The organism is Vibrio sp. MACH09 (assembly GCF_033238805.1).
Taxonomy (GTDB): Bacteria; Pseudomonadota; Gammaproteobacteria; order Enterobacterales; family Vibrionaceae; genus Vibrio.
Genome location: NZ_BSFZ01000001.1, coordinates 1,715,147 through 1,731,904, shown reverse-complemented (window position 1 = coordinate 1,731,904; position 16,758 = coordinate 1,715,147). Strand labels below are relative to the sequence as shown.

General features: G+C 42.7%; 15 protein-coding genes and 1 pseudogene. 10 read left to right on the top strand and 6 right to left on the bottom strand.

Annotated features, from left to right (window positions below; genetic code table 11):
* Nucleotides 1-64 precede the first annotated feature (64 nt).
* The 5 genes from acnD to CHJ_RS07660 all read left to right on the top strand — a co-directional run bounded on the left by acnD (nucleotide 65) and on the right by CHJ_RS07660 (nucleotide 7,811).
* Complete coding sequence (gene acnD, locus CHJ_RS07680; protein ID WP_171751996.1) at nucleotides 65-2,641, top strand: Fe/S-dependent 2-methylisocitrate dehydratase AcnD; 2,577 nt, start codon at nucleotides 65-67, stop codon at nucleotides 2,639-2,641.
* Between the two features lie 18 nt (nucleotides 2,642-2,659).
* A complete protein-coding gene (prpF, locus tag CHJ_RS07675; RefSeq protein ID WP_171751995.1) occupies nucleotides 2,660-3,856 on the top strand; it encodes a 2-methylaconitate cis-trans isomerase PrpF in 1,197 nt (398 codons plus the stop codon).
* A gap of 22 nt (nucleotides 3,857-3,878) precedes the next feature.
* Nucleotides 3,879-5,756 carry a propionyl-CoA synthetase gene (locus CHJ_RS07670; protein ID WP_317917361.1) on the top strand — a complete coding sequence of 626 codons (1,878 nt, stop codon included), beginning with the start codon at nucleotides 3,879-3,881 and terminating at the stop codon, nucleotides 5,754-5,756.
* A gap of 154 nt (nucleotides 5,757-5,910) precedes the next feature.
* Entirely contained in the window at nucleotides 5,911-6,384 is a 474-nt protein-coding gene (locus tag CHJ_RS07665) for a GNAT family N-acetyltransferase (protein WP_317917360.1), read from the top strand.
* Nucleotides 6,369-7,811 carry an NUDIX domain-containing protein gene (locus CHJ_RS07660; RefSeq protein WP_317917359.1) on the top strand — a complete coding sequence of 481 codons (1,443 nt, stop codon included), beginning with the start codon at nucleotides 6,369-6,371 and terminating at the stop codon, nucleotides 7,809-7,811. The genes CHJ_RS07665 and CHJ_RS07660 overlap by 16 nt, the downstream gene beginning before the upstream one ends.
* A gap of 29 nt (nucleotides 7,812-7,840) precedes the next feature.
* On the opposite strand, the gene CHJ_RS07655 is transcribed toward CHJ_RS07660, so the two are convergent.
* Nucleotides 7,841-8,647, bottom strand: coding sequence for a Cof-type HAD-IIB family hydrolase (locus tag CHJ_RS07655; RefSeq protein WP_171751989.1), 807 nt, complete (start codon nucleotides 8,645-8,647; stop codon nucleotides 7,841-7,843).
* Nucleotides 8,648-8,805: 158 nt separating this feature from the next.
* Between CHJ_RS07655 and queC the strand changes: the two genes are divergently transcribed.
* The gene (queC, locus tag CHJ_RS07650) at nucleotides 8,806-9,486 is read left to right on the top strand and encodes a 7-cyano-7-deazaguanine synthase QueC (RefSeq protein WP_317918096.1); all 681 of its coding nucleotides are present in this window, start codon (nucleotides 8,806-8,808) and stop codon (nucleotides 9,484-9,486) included.
* Nucleotides 9,487-9,549: 63 nt separating this feature from the next.
* Here queC and CHJ_RS07645 read toward each other — a convergent pair whose 3' ends face one another.
* On the bottom strand, nucleotides 9,550-9,903 hold the full coding sequence (locus CHJ_RS07645; RefSeq protein ID WP_171751987.1) for a DUF2750 domain-containing protein: 354 nt from the start codon (nucleotides 9,901-9,903) through the stop codon (nucleotides 9,550-9,552).
* A 146-nt stretch (nucleotides 9,904-10,049) separates the two neighbouring features.
* The gene (locus CHJ_RS07640) at nucleotides 10,050-10,832 is read right to left on the bottom strand and encodes a sterol desaturase family protein (protein ID WP_317917358.1); all 783 of its coding nucleotides are present in this window, start codon (nucleotides 10,830-10,832) and stop codon (nucleotides 10,050-10,052) included.
* Nucleotides 10,833-10,920: 88 nt separating this feature from the next.
* Between CHJ_RS07640 and CHJ_RS07635 the strand changes: the two genes are divergently transcribed.
* Both CHJ_RS07635 and nagK read left to right on the top strand, forming a co-directional pair.
* Nucleotides 10,921-11,661, top strand: a complete 741-nt coding sequence (locus tag CHJ_RS07635; RefSeq protein WP_317917357.1) for a tRNA-uridine aminocarboxypropyltransferase — start codon at nucleotides 10,921-10,923, stop codon at nucleotides 11,659-11,661.
* Nucleotides 11,662-11,828: 167 nt separating this feature from the next.
* Complete coding sequence (gene nagK, locus CHJ_RS07630; RefSeq protein ID WP_171751984.1) at nucleotides 11,829-12,752, top strand: N-acetylglucosamine kinase; 924 nt, start codon at nucleotides 11,829-11,831, stop codon at nucleotides 12,750-12,752.
* 51 nt (nucleotides 12,753-12,803) lie between these two features.
* On the opposite strand, the gene CHJ_RS07625 is transcribed toward nagK, so the two are convergent.
* The 3 genes and pseudogenes from CHJ_RS07625 to mobA form a co-directional block, all read right to left on the bottom strand.
* Entirely contained in the window at nucleotides 12,804-13,064 is a 261-nt protein-coding gene (locus tag CHJ_RS07625; RefSeq protein ID WP_171751983.1) for a DUF2960 family protein, read from the bottom strand.
* A gap of 13 nt (nucleotides 13,065-13,077) precedes the next feature.
* Nucleotides 13,078-13,596, bottom strand: a pseudogene (mobB, locus tag CHJ_RS07620) (molybdopterin-guanine dinucleotide biosynthesis protein B); the annotation flags it as partial.
* Nucleotides 13,589-14,173 (bottom strand): molybdenum cofactor guanylyltransferase MobA, encoded by a 585-nt coding sequence (gene mobA / locus CHJ_RS07615; protein WP_317918095.1) that lies wholly within the window; start codon nucleotides 14,171-14,173, stop codon nucleotides 13,589-13,591. The pseudogene mobB and the gene mobA, both read right to left, overlap by 8 nt.
* Before the next feature lie 437 nt (nucleotides 14,174-14,610).
* Between mobA and CHJ_RS07610 the strand changes: the two genes are divergently transcribed.
* Both CHJ_RS07610 and cobB read left to right on the top strand, forming a co-directional pair.
* On the top strand, nucleotides 14,611-15,831 hold the full coding sequence (locus CHJ_RS07610) for an ammonium transporter (RefSeq protein WP_317917356.1): 1,221 nt from the start codon (nucleotides 14,611-14,613) through the stop codon (nucleotides 15,829-15,831).
* A gap of 172 nt (nucleotides 15,832-16,003) precedes the next feature.
* Nucleotides 16,004-16,735, top strand: coding sequence for a Sir2 family NAD+-dependent deacetylase (cobB, locus tag CHJ_RS07605; RefSeq protein ID WP_171751980.1), 732 nt, complete (start codon nucleotides 16,004-16,006; stop codon nucleotides 16,733-16,735).
* The last annotated feature ends 23 nt before the right edge of the window (nucleotides 16,736-16,758 follow it).

Here is a 16,758-nt window from a genome sequence, read left to right as displayed (position 1 = left end):
GGTAAGGCGGAGTTCTGCTAAGACTTTAGCGTCTCCGCCAAAAAATAAATCATGGATAGAGATTATGAATAAACAATATCGCAAGGTGTTAACAGGGACGAGCATTGAGTATTTTGATACTCGTGAAGCTGTAGAACAGATAGAAAAAGGCGCGTATAGCAAGTTGCCTTATACGGCCCGTGTGCTAGCAGAAAACTTGGTGCGACGCTGCGACCAGGCGTCATTAACCGACGCTCTTAAACAGATAATCGATCGTAAACAGGATATGGATTTTCCCTGGTATCCAGCGCGAGTCGTTTGTCACGATATTTTGGGGCAGACCGCACTGGTAGATTTGGCGGGCTTGCGTGATGCCATTGCTGAACAAGGTGGTGATCCTGCTAAGGTCAACCCAGTGGTAGAAACGCAACTGATCGTGGACCACTCATTAGCGGTTGAGCATGCGGGATTTGAAGCTGATGCTTTTGAAAAAAATCGTCAGATAGAAGATCGTCGAAATGAAGATAGATTTCACTTTATTGAATGGTGTAAAACCGCATTTAAAAACATCAACGTTATCCCTGCGGGTAACGGTATTATGCACCAGATCAACCTAGAGAAAATGTCACCTGTTATTCAAGTTAAAGAGGGAGTGGCTTTTCCTGACACCTGTGTTGGTACTGATAGTCATACGCCCCATGTCGATGCTTTAGGGGTCATTGCAATTGGCGTCGGTGGCTTAGAAGCCGAAACGGTGATGCTGGGTCGTCCTTCCATGATGAGATTGCCAGATATTGTCGGAGTTCGACTGACCGGCAAGCGACAACCGGGTATCACCGCCACTGATATCGTGCTGGCAATAACCGAGTTTTTGCGTGAGCAGAGAGTGGTCTCTGCCTATTTAGAGTTTTTTGGCGAAGGCGTTACCGACTTAACCATTGGCGACCGAGCGACTATCTCTAATATGACGCCAGAATACGGTGCGTCTGCTGGCATGTTCTATATAGACCAGCAAACTATTAACTACCTTAAACTAACGGGTCGTGATGAGCAGCAGATTAAGCTTGTTGAGCAATACGCTAAAGAAACAGGCTTGTGGGCTGACGACTTAGAGTCAGCTGTATATGAGCGAGAGTTGCAATTTGACCTCTCTAAAGTGACTCGTAATATGGCGGGTCCTTCTAATCCACATCGTCGCCTTCCGACTAATCAGTTAGTCGAGCAAGGAATCGCGGGAGAGTGGCAACAAAAAGATGGGCAACTCCCAGACGGCGCGGTCATTATTGCGGCCATAACCTCATGCACCAATACCAGTAATCCAAGAAACGTTGTTGCTGCAGGATTGCTTGCAAAAAAAGCCAACGAACTTGGGTTGATACGAAAACCGTGGGTTAAGAGCTCATTCGCGCCTGGCTCTAAAGTGGCTAAATTGTATTTAGAAGAAGCAGGGCTGTTATCTGAACTGGAACAGCTTGGTTTTGGTATTGTCGCCTATGCTTGTACTACCTGTAACGGCATGAGTGGCGCACTGGATCCTGTTATCCAACAAGAGATTGTCGAACGTGATCTTTATACCACAGCGGTGTTATCAGGAAATCGTAATTTTGATGGTCGTATACATCCATATGCAAAACAGGCGTTCTTAGCATCACCGCCACTGGTTGTTGCTTATGCGATTGCCGGTACGATGAAATTTGATATAGAAAGAGATTCGTTAGGAACCGACCAAAACGGTAAACCGATCTACTTGGATGACTTGTGGCCATCCGATGAAGAGATTGATGCAGTTGTTGAGAAGAGCGTTAAGCCAGAGCAGTTTAATCAAGTTTACATTAAGATGTTCTCTCTAAATGATGATGATAGCGCAAGCTCACCATTATATGACTGGCGTGAAAAAAGTACCTATATTCGCCGACCTCCCTATTGGGAAGGTGCACTTGCAGGAGAGCGTACTCTGTCTGGTATGCGTCCTTTGGCGATATTACCAGATAACATCACTACGGATCACTTATCTCCTTCAAACGCGATACTGGCGAGCAGTGCAGCTGGTGAGTATCTAACCAAGATGGGAGTACCGGAAGAAGATTTTAACTCCTATGCGACACACAGGGGAGATCATCTTACTGCTCAGCGTGCAACGTTTGCTAATCCAAAATTGTTTAATGAGATGGTGATTGAAGCTGGCAAAACGGTACAAGGCTCTTATGCTCGAGTGGAACCTGAAGGCAAGGTTATGCGCATGTGGGAAGCGATAGAAACCTACATGAATCGCAAGCAGCCGCTGATCATTATTGCTGGTGCTGACTACGGTCAAGGCTCATCAAGAGACTGGGCTGCGAAAGGGGTTCGCTTAGCTGGTGTTGAAACCATCGTTGCAGAAGGGTTTGAACGGATTCACCGTACCAATCTCGTAGGTATGGGGGTGTTACCACTTGAGTTTAAATCTGGTCAAACACGCGAAAGCTTTAGCCTTGATGGCACAGAGCTATACGATGTTATTGGTGATATCACCCCTAGAGCGGATCTAACCTTAATCGTTACTCGTTCCAATGGCGATACATTGTCAATTGCGGTCACTTGTCGACTGGATACCGCTGAGGAAGTCGATGTTTATAATGCTGGCGGCGTATTACAACGCTTTGCTCAAGACTTTTTGGCTTAGTGGAGCGGAGGTAATCAGATGAGTGAATCAAGTCACACTAAACAGTCTCAAATTAAAGTTCCGGCAACGTATATGCGTGGAGGAACCAGTAAAGGGGTTTTCTTTAGCCTTGATGACTTACCTGAGCCAGCCCAAATCGCGGGTGAGGCTCGGGACAAATTGTTGCTTCGCGTGATTGGTAGCCCTGATCCTTACGGTAAACAGATCGATGGTATGGGGGGAGCAACATCCAGTACCAGTAAAACGGTAATCGTCTCTAAAAGCGAATCGGAACATCACGATGTGGACTATCTGTTTGGTCAAGTTTCAATTGATAAACCTTTTGTTGATTGGAGCGGAAACTGCGGCAACTTATCCGCTGCCGTAGGGCCATTTGCTATTCACAGTGGGCTGATAGCGCCAGAGCGCATGGTGGAGAATGGCATAGTCACAGTAAGAGTGTGGCAAGTGAATATCCGCAAAACCATTTTAATCCATGTCGAGATGAAAAACGGTTATGTACAAGAAACGGGTGACTTTGAACTCGATGGCGTGACATTTGCCGCACAAGAGATTCAGGTCGATTTTCTTGACCCGGCCGATGGTGAAGGATCAATGTTTCCCACCGATAATCTTATTGATGAGCTGACGGTTCCGGAGATTGGAACCTTACAAGCCACATTGATAAACGCTGGTATTCCGACCATATTTCTACAAGCAGAGTCTCTTGGCTATACAGGAACTGAGTTACAAGATGACATAAACAACGATGTTGCTGCATTAGAAAAGTTGGAAAAAATCCGCGCTTATGGTGCGCTCAAAATGGGACTTATCGACAGGTTAGAAGAGGCCGCAACCCGCCAACATACTCCTAAAATCGCCTTTGTTGCTAAGGCGAAACAGTATACCTCTTCGAGTAATACAGTTGTTGCCGCGGAAGAAATTGACTTATTAGTTCGTGCCGTTTCAATGGGGAAATTACATCACGCCATGATGGGAACAGCTGCGGTAGCAATTGCTTCCGCAGCATGTGTACCGGGAACGTTAGTCAATTTGGCATCCGGCGGAGGATCAAAAGAATCGGTGGTGTTTGGTCACCCTTCGGGAACATTAAAAGTTGGCGCCAGAGCGACAAACAGCTCAAAAGGCTGGTCAGTTGAAAAAGCGGTAATGAGCCGTAGTGCTCGAGTGTTAATGGAAGGGTGGGTAAGAGTACCACTTGGAACAATGGAATAATCATCATACTGGAGGGAGCGTAATGTCTGCCTACGAAAAAGAATATCTATTTGCAAAAGAACAACCACAACAGTTTTGGCAAAAACAAGCGGATCAGTTGTCTTGGTTCACGCCGCCGACAACAATATTAGAGCAAGATGAGCACGGTATTGAACGCTGGTTTGCTGATGGTGAGTTAAATACCGCTTGGCTAGCGCTTGATTATCATGTTGAACAGGGAAGAGGTGATAAGGTTGCGCTTATCTATGACTCGCCAGTTACTCTGACCAAACGTCAATACACCTATTTACAACTTCGTGATCAAGTCGCAAAAGTTGCCGGAATGCTTGCTGCACAAGGGGTAGAAAAAGGTGATCGGGTTGTGATTTACATGCCGATGATCCCAGAAGCTGCAATGGCGATGCTGGCTTGTGCTCGACTGGGTGCTATCCACTCAGTTGTATTTGGCGGTTTTGCGCCAAATGAGTTGGCAGTACGTATTGAAGATGCGGAACCCAAGGTTATTATGACCGCGTCTTGTGGTATAGAAATAAACAAAGTGATTCCATATAAGCCGTTGGTCGATAAAGCGATTATGGACAGTCGGTGGAAACCTGAAAAAGTTATTTTGCTGCAACGAAAACAGCAACCAGCTGAACTGACTCATGAGCGGGATCTTGATTGGCAAGAGCAGGTAGAAACGGCAGAACCACATGACTGTGTACCGGTTAAGTCAACGGATCCACTTTATATTCTTTATACCTCCGGTACTACCGGCAAACCGAAAGGAGTGGTTCGTGATAATGGTGGTCACGCAGTAGCCATGAAGTACAGCATGAAAACCATTTACAATATCGATCAGGATGATGTTTTTTGGGCTGCATCAGATGTCGGTTGGGTAGTTGGTCACTCGTACATTGTTTACGCTCCGTTAATTCATGGCTGTACGTCGATTCTATTTGAAGGTAAACCAGTAAGAACACCCGATCCTGCTGCATTTTGGCGGGTCTGTTCTGAATACAATGTTACGGCACTGTTTTCGGCTCCAACCGCCTTTAGAGCGATTAAAAAGGAAGATCCAAACGCTGAACTTATCGAAAAATATGATTTATCAGCGCTGAAAACCATTTTTATGGCCGGAGAGAGGTTAGATCCCCCGACACTGGAATGGGTATTAGAAAAAACGGCAAAACCGGTTATTGATCACTGGTGGCAAACGGAAACTGGCTGGGCGATTGCCGGTAACCCAACGGGCATAGAAATGATGGACGTAAAAGCTGGGTCGTCTACCAAGCCAATACCCGGTTATCAGGTCGAAGTACTAAATGAGATTGGTGATGTGGTCGCACCGAATCAGCAAGGTTTTGTTGCGCTAAAACGACCTCTGCCTCCCGGTACATTACCGACAGTGTGGCGTAACCATGACCGTTTTGAAAGCGGCTATTTAAGCCAGTTCCCGGGCTATTACGTTTCTGGTGATGGTGGTTACTTTGATGAAGAAGGTTACCTATTTATCATGGGACGAATCGATGACGTCATCAACGTAGCAGGCCACCGATTGTCCACAGGTGAGATGGAAGAAATAGTCGGGGCACATCCAGCAGTAGCGGAATGTGCGGTTGTAGGTATTCATGACGAACTGAAAGGGCAATTGCCTCTGGGACTCGTGGTGCTTAAAGACGGCGTCAAAATTGATGAGTTGGCGCTAGAAGGGGAGTTAGTTGGCAAAGTGAGAACAGAAATTGGTGCCGTTGCCTGCTTTAAACATGCGCTGGTGGTGGATAGGTTACCTAAAACCCGTTCAGGCAAAATACTTCGCCGCATTATCCGCCAAATTGCCGATGGTGAAGCTTATACGGTTCCATCAACAATTGATGACCCAACCAGCCTCAATGAAATAGAGAGGGTGTTGAACCAGTAACGAGAGATAAAAGTATGTTTTATCGTTACAAGTGATTTATCTCGATTTATATCAAATAAAACCAAGTTAGTAATAACTTGGTTTTATTACTTTTCATTAACAGATATCATCAAGCAACCTATACTGTAAGCATCAGTCAACATGGACATAAGTTTTGTCGAGCATTCAAATTAGAGCTGCCAATTTATCTGACCTAGAGGTGTTAAACACACTAATGTATCAGCTTCATCAGTTTCATCATGATGAGCAGCCAGAGCATATAAAAACAGCAGAAGAGATCGAACAAGAAAAAAGCATCGCTCGTTATCTCGATAACCCCGAATGTCTGGTTTATGTGGCAATCGATGGCGATAATATTGTGGGTTTCATTACCGGGCAATTTTGCGAGTTAATCTCACCGATTAGCAAGCCTGTTACTATGGGAAGTGTTGATGAACTATACGTTTTAGCTAAGTATCGTCACATGTCTGTAGCGACCTTACTAATGGATAAACTTCAAAATATGTTTGATGATTTTGGTGTGAAAAGGGTATTTGTCGAAGTGTGGCATTTCAATCAAGCTGCAATAACTTTTTATAAGAAAAATGGCTTTAGCCATCATATTCATTGGCTATGCAAAGATCTTTAATTCTAGCTATTCATACTGCAATTTTGCTGTATTCAGTCTTAGCCTCGTTTTCACTGTTTGCTAATGACGCTAGTCATATACGAGGTGCTCTTTGTCTACTTAAAGTGGATGAGCAATTACTGTTGGTAGAAGAGGTCATTACCGGAAAGCTCTCTCTTCCGGGGGGAACGATTAATCGCGGTGAATCACCATCAATAGCGGCACAAAGAGAAACGTGGGAAGAAACCGGTATTATCGTTACCGTAGGCAACCGATTAGAACAGACAGACTCTGCCTATATATTTGATTGTCAGCTTGATTCAAGCCTGCTTGTATCAACATACCGAGACTCTTTATCTCGTCGCACAGTTCCTTCATGGATAGCTCCACATTATGGTATCGAGACAAAGCAGGTAATACTGGTATCACCGAACAATGTCATGAGTCGTGATTACCGCTATCCATCACAATGGCCTACCATTAAAAAAGCGTTTGTCTCGGCGAAAGATCAACCTGTCGATTATGTTGACGATATGCTGAACTTTGCTTCTTATTGGCAGCAAATCGAGGTTGAGTTTATTGCGTCTATGCAAAGAGCTGTAAAGACACTACCGACGGTTTGGCAAGGCGCGATTAATCAAAGTGCCCAGTTTATTGAGTCCTCTTTTAATCGTTTGACACTTACGCTATCTATGGCGTTGATAACGTTACTGTTTGGCGTTCGTTTCGCTTTGAAAGTTGTCTTGTTAATAGCCAGTTCAGGAATTATCGCGTTTATATTACAACTTGGTATCGCTTTGCCTCGCCCTTATGAGTATTTGCCGTCAATTAAGCTGGGTGCTATGTATGGATTTTCGATGCCAAATATCGTGTCTGTGGTGATGACGGCTACGGGAATTATCGTCACTCGGCAGTATAAACTGATGTTTGAGAGTGCAAACAATGTCACGCTAATGATGATAGCGGTTGTCGCAAGTTATAGTCTTTCGGGAGTTTATTTAGGCAGTCAATATGTTATGGCTCTATTGGCAGGAGTGACGCTAGGAGGCGTATTGGCGTGGAACTTTATTCGCTTAGATAGAAATGTGGCACAAAGATATGGCGATTGGCTTTTTAACGCCACTTTTTGGTTAGTTATTGCGGTGATAGCCGGACTGCTGAGTTATTTGTCTTACTCAAGTTATGTAAATAGTATCAGTGTATTATGCTTGTCGGTGGCACTATTTGTATCACGAGTAAAAAAAGAGTTTGAAGTGTCGGTGTCAATGAATATTTTGACGGGATTAATTGTCGTTGTGTTGCTTCACTCAGCAGCTTTTGATTGGTTAGAAGAGCAGGTTTCCTACAGCGGGAAATACAGTTTGTTAGTTAATATCGCTTTCGTACCGTCAATAATGGTGATTTTGGCGGTACTATTTTATAAAACAAGAAAACCAACTCGTTCATAACAACCAAGGGCCCTTGGCACAGGGCCTAATTATTTTAAGACAAACTCTTCAATGACTTTGGCAACACCCGAGTCGTTATTGCTGTCAGTGATGAAATCAGCAATGGCTTTTGTCTCTTCAGTGGCATTCCCCATTGCGACCCCCAAACCCGCATATTTGATCATATGGTGATCATTCTCAGCATCACCCATGCAGATAACTTGTTCTGATGGGATATTGAGTTGTTTAGCAATGCTTTCCACCGCAAGACCTTTGTTGCTTTTTTTATGCAGAAACTCATAAAAAATGGTGGCACTTCGTACTAGGGTAAACTCTTCAGAAAAAGCCGCGGGAATTTGATTAACGACCTGATCTAATGTCTCTTTTGAATCGGCGAACATGGTTTTGATAATGGCTTCATTATCATCTAATTGAGAAAAATCAAACTGATTAATTGTTAAACCGTTAACCGTGGCTTCATGACCCGTAAAAGGGTTGAGCTTTGGTGTAATAAGCCCTTTTGTTACGCTAAAAGCGTGGTGATGAACATTGAGTTGATTGGCCAGTTGAGAAATTCGTTTAGCTTCTTTGCCCGTCATTATGTTTTGACGAACAACTTCATTATCTGACGCCCGATAAACCAATGAACCGTTGTAACAGACGATATAGTCGTTGTCAGATGTCATGTTTAGTGAATCTGCGATGGACTTCATCCCTTGTAGCGGCCGTCCCGATGCAAGAACAACCGTCACGCCTTGAGCTTGTGCTTCTGCTATCGCTTGTCTATTTCTTTCTGATAGCACTTTATCGCTGTTCAGTAAGGTTCCATCCATATCAAGAGCGATCAATTTGTACATTGTTATTTTCCTGCTGACGTTAAGCAAATACCTGAAAACTGAGAATATTCATTTTCTTAAGGGATAACCAGCAAAACTTGTTGTTGACCATCAATTAATAGTGGATTACTGTCGCAAACAATATTAAACCGTCTTAATTTTTCGTTCATTGAGACGGTATTAAGCAAAGTATTAAGCAGGTAAAAATGAAAAAAGCGGTTGTGGTATTTAGTGGTGGACAAGATTCAACCACGTGTTTGGTTAAAGCAATTAGTGAGTTTGATGAGGTCCACGCAATAACATTTGACTATGGCCAGAGACACAAACAAGAGATTGAGGTCGCCACTAAGTTAGCAAAACAGCTGGGTATTAGTGCTCATAAAATAATGGATGTAGGGTTACTCAATGAACTGGCTATTAGTTCCTTAACTCGCGATGACATTGCGGTTTCACATGAGTTGAACGAGCAGGGGGTTCCTAACTCATTTGTTCCGGGTCGTAATATTCTGTTTTTAACCTTAGCGGGAATTTATGCCTATCAGGTAGGGGCAGATACGATAATTACCGGTGTGTGTGAAACTGACTTTTCAGGCTACCCTGATTGCCGTAATGAGTTTATACAGTCTATTAACCACTCTTTAGTATTAGGAATGGATAAAAAGTTAGTTATTGAGACACCGTTGATGTGGTTGAACAAAGCACAAACCTGGGCATTAGCTGATCAATATAATGCATTACAGTTGGTAAGGGAGCAGACCTTAACATGTTATAACGGCCTAATAGGCGATGGCTGTGGTGATTGTCCTGCGTGTATTTTGAGGCAGAAAGGACTAGAAGAGTATTTAGCTTCAGAGAAGTAACTCGTTTTCATTGATAGCGAGAATAAAAAATGCAGCGTTATACGCTGCATTTTTAGATACGGATTATAAATAAAGTTTGGCTAGGTCGCTAGGCTCTAACTCTTTACCTTCTAGCTGCTCATTCCAGTTGATACCAACCAAAACACCATCTTCAGAAAGCGTGATCAACCAGTCTTCCACAAATACGTCAAGAGGAATTTCACACACATCAAACTCTTGCCACTCTTCTACGTTGTGAATTTCAGCATCGGCTTTACTTGACCAAAATGGCATTACTTCGCTGTTTTCGAACTCTGATGAGTCACACGCCAACCAATCTTCTTCTTTATTTTTCAACCCCCAAACTAGCTGGGTTTCTTTGGTGTTAGAGATAAAAATCTCTAGGTTCGCTTCAACATCGGATGTAAGAGTAGTCATAAGTTTAGCCTTGTGATCAAATTTTGCTTAAGGTTACCACTTTTAGCGTATATTAGTAGTAATTTGTTATTTACAGTCATAAATAGCAATCAACTCAGGGTAAAAACCAAATTTCCTTCTATTTCTTTGGCTTGCACGTTTTTTTATTACCTAAACGGCTGAGTTAGCATTTTATTTAAATGCTGCTCCTTAGGCTCTCTAAATGCATCAATACCAATCACACACTTATCATGCCCCAGTTCTGGCTGAGGGATATAAGTTGAGAACATTCTGTCCCAAATAGAGAGAAAAAAACCGAAGTTAGAATTGGTCTCTTTTATTTTAATTGAGTGGTGCACACGGTGCATGTCCGGAGTGACAAATAGTTTTCGCAGCTGTTTATCAAGCGCCAGTGGCATACGTCCATTACTATGGTTGAACATTGCACTTACGTTTAACAACACCTCAAATATTAATACGGCAATCGCCGGTGCTCCTAACAAGGTAATACAGGCTATTTTTATCCAGAGTGACAGAATAATTTCTATGGGGTGAAAACGGGCTGCGGTGGTGACGTCAATATCCTGATCCGCATGATGAACGCGATGTAATTTCCACAAAATCGGAAAGTAGTGAAAAACAACATGTTGAGTGTAAATGGCGAGATCAAGTAGAACCACCGATGCGAACACCACCAATGGGTAAGGCAGCGAAATCATGTTAAACAAACCGATACCATGCTGCTCTACCAATAACGCAGCCTGATAAGCAACAATGGGCATTAATAGTGCCGTGCAGATACTATTAACACCAATCAAACCTAAATTGTTGAGCCAACGAACAGCGCGATTTTGGGTTAACTGTTTGCGAGGGAATTTGGTCTCCCATACGGCAAACAGACTAAAACCTACAATGAAAAAAAACAGACGGATAATGGAAGGATCTTGCATACAACTGTTCCGTTACTCTTTGATATTCACTCTACTGTAAGTACAATCAGTCTATATTTCCAGTAATTAGCCAGCATATTATAATCTTATGCGCATACATGCGGTAAATAAGCTCATTGAGCAGCGTTTAAATAACGCAACAAAACCATTTAATGCAAGAGGATCCAAAGTGGATCGTTGTGTTTATTGCAGGGTCGATAAGCAATATTGCATTTGTGAATTTCAGCCAAACATAGACAGCAAAGTCGCAGTGATTTTGTTAATGTCTGATTCTGAAGTATTAAAGCCAAGTAACACAGGTCGATTAATTGCAGATGTTGTAAAAAACACCTCGGTATTTCAGTGGAACAGAACGGAGCCCGATCGAAAGCTATTAGAGATGCTGGCGAATACTGAATACTCACCCATGGTTGTTTTTCCTGAAGAGTATGTTGAAGATAAACAGCGTGTGATTCATCAGTGTCAGCAAGCGCATAGTGAGCAGCAAGATAAAACGACACTACTTATATTTATAGATAGTAGTTGGCGTGAAGCGCGTAAAATTTTTCGAAAATCACCTTATTTACACGCATTGCCGGTATTGTCATTTCAGCCTGAATCTGTTTCTCAGTACCTAATGAGAAAAGCTGAAAAGGACAATCAGTTATCAACAGCCGAAGTGGCCACTTTGGCATTAAGTAGTGCAGGGGAACATCATGCAGCAGACGTTCTGCAACAGTGGTTCACAGTATTCAGAGAAAGCTATTTAATCAGTAAAACGAGATTGAAACGTGATTACACTAGGCCAGTATTACAAAGTTATAGATCTGAGCATGATAAGCTTTTTTAGTGTCAGCGTGATGAGTGGACAGGGACGAAAACTGATTGAATTCTAAACGTGTATAAGTCTAACTAAAAACAAACCTGCTCTACATCACGGATTGTAGGCCTGACTATATGGATAATGCTAGAGTTTTATTTTTGTCCTCATTTTGGGACTTTTTTTAGGAGAGAACAATGTATTACGGATTTGATGTTGGCGGTACTAAAATTGAGTTTGGTGCGTTTAATGAAAAACTTGAACGCATCGCTACTGAGCGAGTACCGACACCCGTAGATGATTATCACAAACTTGTTGATACGCTGTCAGGTTTGGTTAAAAAATACGACAAGGAATTTGCTACAGAAGGAACTATCGGCATAGGCCTTCCGGGTATGGAAGACGCCGATGATGGCACTGTATTAACGGTAAATGTACCTGCAGCCAAAGGAATGCCATTACGTGCTGACCTAGAAAAAGCCATCGGTCGCTCAGTAAAAATTGAGAATGACGCCAACTGTTTTGCACTTTCAGAAGCTTGGGATGAAGAACTACAAAAAGAGAAGTCTGTTGTAGGGTTAATTTTAGGTACCGGATTCGGTGGTGGATTTGTTTTTGAAGGCAAGATCTTCTCTGGAAGAAATAACGTTGCGGGTGAAGTGGGGCATATGCGCTTACCTATTGATGCTTGGTTCCACCTTGGCGACAATGATTTAGCAAAAAGTGCACCACTGTTCGATTGCGGTTGTGATAAAAAAGGCTGTTTAGATAACTACTTATCCGGACGCGGCTTTGAGCAACTTTATCAGCACTACTACCAAGAGAAGAAAAAAGCGATTGATATCATCAAGGCTCATGAGGAAGGTGATAAAAACGCGGTAGAGCATGTTGATCGCTTTATGGAGTTGCTGGCCATCTGTTTTGCCAACTTGTTTACTGGCTTTGACCCTCACGTGGTTGTATTAGGTGGTGGTTTATCTAACTACGATCTCATTTATCAAGAGATGCCAAAACGTATTCCTAAATACCTAATGTCTGTTGCGAAAGTACCTAAAATTGTCAAGGCTAAACATGGCGATTCAGGTGGTGTTCGTGGTGCGGCATTCTTAAATATTAAGTAGTCATCATAGCTTAAAAGCAAAGAGGGTCGCATGCGCAACCCTCTCTTATTTCTACTTATCACCGACGCCTCGGTTCTCTTTTTTAGCAAGTGTGATCTTTCCAAAACCAAGTTTCTTAAAGTAATTATCTCGATAATCCCTTGCCGCTTTCGTATCCGATACGGCCTGAACTTGCTGTTCCATTTTTAAGAACTCAGAAATGTCTATCCCTTCAGCATCTGCTACTGCTTCATGAATCGTGCGGTAGTTTTCATAAGAAAACTGCAAGGTTTTATCTTGTTTTTTATATACGTATAAGATGGTACGAGCCATTGTTATGTTAACCTTTATTAAAATTTGCTACATATTCAACAACAAATTGAGCAATAGTGTTGATGTCATTGATGTCCATTTGTGGAAGTTTCGAGTCTACTTTAGTGTCTGCTGCAATGGCGATGATATTGCTGTCATCTTGATATAACCAAGGTTTTCCAACAGCTTCACGGTGCAGTTCAATTTTATCAAATGATAAACTCTTACAGCCTTCTACCAAAATAAGATCAAGTTTTGAATGATCAAACATGTTCAATAGATACTCAAAGCTTTCTTCTTGTTGTGGCGTTTCGGTAAAAAGAACATGTCGTTGCCCCGACGCCACCAACATTTGATCAGCGCCCGCTTTTCTCAATCTGTAACTGTCTTTTCCTGGTGTATCTAAATCAAAATCGTGGTGAGCATGCTTAAGAACAGCCACACGTATTCCCTGTTTTTTAATAACAGGCAGTAGAGCTTCTAATAATGTTGTTTTACCCGTACCACTAAAAGCGGCAAAGCCGAGTAAGGGAAGGTTAGGGAGTTCACTCATGTGTTTCTCCAAATTTTTTCAGTTCATCTGGTGTATTTAGGTTTATGAAGGTCTCTGGTATATCAGAAAAATCGACAAACGTCGTTTTACACTGGTTAAGCAGTAATTTAATTTTGCGATCGCCATTTTCTAAGAAAGCGCTTAATGCCGGCAGCGCTCTCTTATTCCACAAACTAAATACAGGCTGTGGATATTGACCATCGTGCGCCACGATTATCTCTACTTCGTTGTCGATAGCTGCCGCTAATCTTTCCACTAAATCAGACGGAATATTAGGGCTATCGCAGGGAGTAAAACCAATCCACTCTTGATCAATTTCAGTAAGACAAGAGTGTACGCCTGCTAACGGCCCTTGAAAGTCCTGCATATTATCTTTAATGACGAGAGCGTAGGATTGGTATTGTTCGATATTACGGTTTGCATTGATGTATAGCTGGGATACTTGTGGTAATAAAGCGTTATAAACGATCTCGACCAGCGGAGTACCATTGAGCTTGATTAGACCTTTGTCTCCGCCACCCATACGGCTCGCTTTTCCACCGGCTAAAATTACCCAGTTAATGTTATTTCTAAGCATATTTATATTAATTATTATCTGTTGTTCGCTTGTCGGCATTTTACCACTATTTAAAGTCAGATAGCCAAACAGCGAGCAATAAACTTTCTGTTATTCGTTCACGATTCTTACAACCTCTATTTTTACGAGTTTTATTTGCCAAAATGACGGATTAAGCCCCAGTCAGAATTGATGCTCTATATTAGTGCAGCGTCCCCAAATTAGGGCGTTGTTTTGCTAATCGGTTAAATAGCTCATTCACTCATTATGGTGCAATTAGTCATTATTTACTTATAAAACAAAACCATAATCCATAGCTACAGTAGTGCAGTTAATAAAATTCGATCTGGAACAACTTTTGCTCTATTAGCGTTAACGCGAAGATTTAAACCGTCTGGGATGATGGTTTAGCAATAATGCACCTAGAAGGTGCGGAAGAAGATGGAGTCGAATGACAAATGAGTAATTCTATGGTTCAAGTACAAGGTGCAGTACAAACGCTCACCCAAAGTTCTGACACTATGTTTCTCTTACTGGGAGCGATAATGGTGTTTTTAATGCATGCGGGTTTTGCGTTTCTCGAAGTTGGAACCGTTAGAAAGAAAAACCAAGTGAATGCGCTGGTAAAAATTTTAGCGGACTTTGGCATCTCTGCCATCGCTTATTTCTTTATCGGCTATTGGGTGGCTTATGATGCTCATTTCTTTTATAGCGCGGAAACCTTATCGGCCGGCAATGGTTACGAGTTAGTTAAGTTTTTCTTTTTACTTACTTTCGCGGCGGCCATCCCTGCGATTGTATCCGGTGGTATTGCTGAGAGGGCACGATTTTATCCGGTATTGTTGGCCACCTTTTTTACAGTTGGAGTCGTGTACCCGCTTTTTGAAGGCATGATATGGAACGGTAACTACGGCGTACAACAATGGTTAGAAAACACCTTTGGAGCTGGTTTTCACGATTTCGCAGGCTCTGTGGTTGTACATGGTGTTGGTGGTTGGATTGCCTTGGTTGCGGTTCTGTTTCTTGGCATGCGAAAAGGGCGTATTCGAGCCGGAAAACATACTAACTTTGCCCCTTCTAATATTCCTTTTTTAGCCCTTGGTGCGTGGATCCTTAGCGTCGGTTGGTTTGGCTTTAATGTCATGTCAGCCCAGACGCTTAACGGCATTAGCGGTTTAGTGGCGATGAACTCATTAATGGCGATGGTTGGCGGTATAATTGCGTCATTGGTTGCGGGCAAAAACGATCCCGGTTTTATCCATAATGGGCCGTTAGCAGGCTTGGTTGCCGTTTGTGCTGGATCTGATGTGATGCATCCTCTGGGGGCTTTGGTTACTGGCGGAGTTGCAGGAGCACTGTTTGTCTGGCTATTTACCTATTTGCAAAACAAAACCAAGATTGATGATGTGTTGGGCGTGTGGCCTCTACATGGGGTTTGTGGAGCTTGGGGTGGCATCGCTGCGGGTATTTTCGGTCAAAGCGCTCTTGGTGGGCTAGGTGGCGTGAGTCTACCTGTTCAGATCATCGGTACCTTGCTGGGTATTGCTGTCGCGGTTATTGGCGCTTGGATTGTGTATGGTCTACTAGACAAGCTTACCGGTCTTCGGTTGTCTCATGAAGATGAATTTAATGGTGCCGATCTTTCAATACACAAAATCAGTTCTATAAACGAAGAGTAATATTTCTAGTAGCTTGTGGCAGTTCGCTATCATTGCTTAGATTGGTACAGACCTTTGGCTCATTTCGACTATAGTCTAAAACCTTAAAACTATTAGTGTTATAGGCTAAGTGCTAAACTTAGTCTATAACATTAGATAGTTAGTCGAATAAGTGTCAGTAAAAGGATTTATTATGTCGTTTCCATATCGCAACATTGTTATTTTAACCGGCGCCGGTATTTCTGCAGAATCAGGCATCAAAACATTTAGAGCTCAAGATGGACTTTGGGAAAATCATAAAATTGAAGATGTTGCTACTCCTGAAGGGTTTCACGCAAACCCTGATCTCGTTCAGGACTTCTACAACCAGCGTCGTCGTAAACTCCAATCTGATGATATTCAACCTAACGCGGCACATTTGGCACTCGGCAAACTCGAAGCAGACCTTGATGGTCAAGTGACGGTAATTACTCAAAATATTGACAATTTACATGAAAGAGGTGGAACCAATCGTATTATCCATATGCATGGTGAACTTCTTAAAGCTCGTTGCTCTGAGTCTTCTCAGGTTGTTGAACATAAAGAAGATATAGTTACAGGTGAACTTTGCCACTGTTGCCAAATTCCTTCTCAAATGCGACCTCATATTGTGTGGTTTGGCGAAATGCCACTACGTATGGGGGAAATATACGCTGCGCTAGAAGAAGCAGACCTGTTTATTTCCATTGGAACATCTGGGGTTGTTTATCCCGCAGCCGGTTTTGTTCATGATGCCCGTATGCATGGTGCTCATACCATCGAAATCAATTTAGAGCCAAGTGCTGTCGATACGGAGTTTGAAGAAAAACGTTATGGCAAAGCGAGCGTGATTGTTCCTCAATTGGTTGAAGAGTTACTAAGCCACGTTGAGGCAAAGCAGGCTTAAACGAGATCCAGCGCCATTGACTA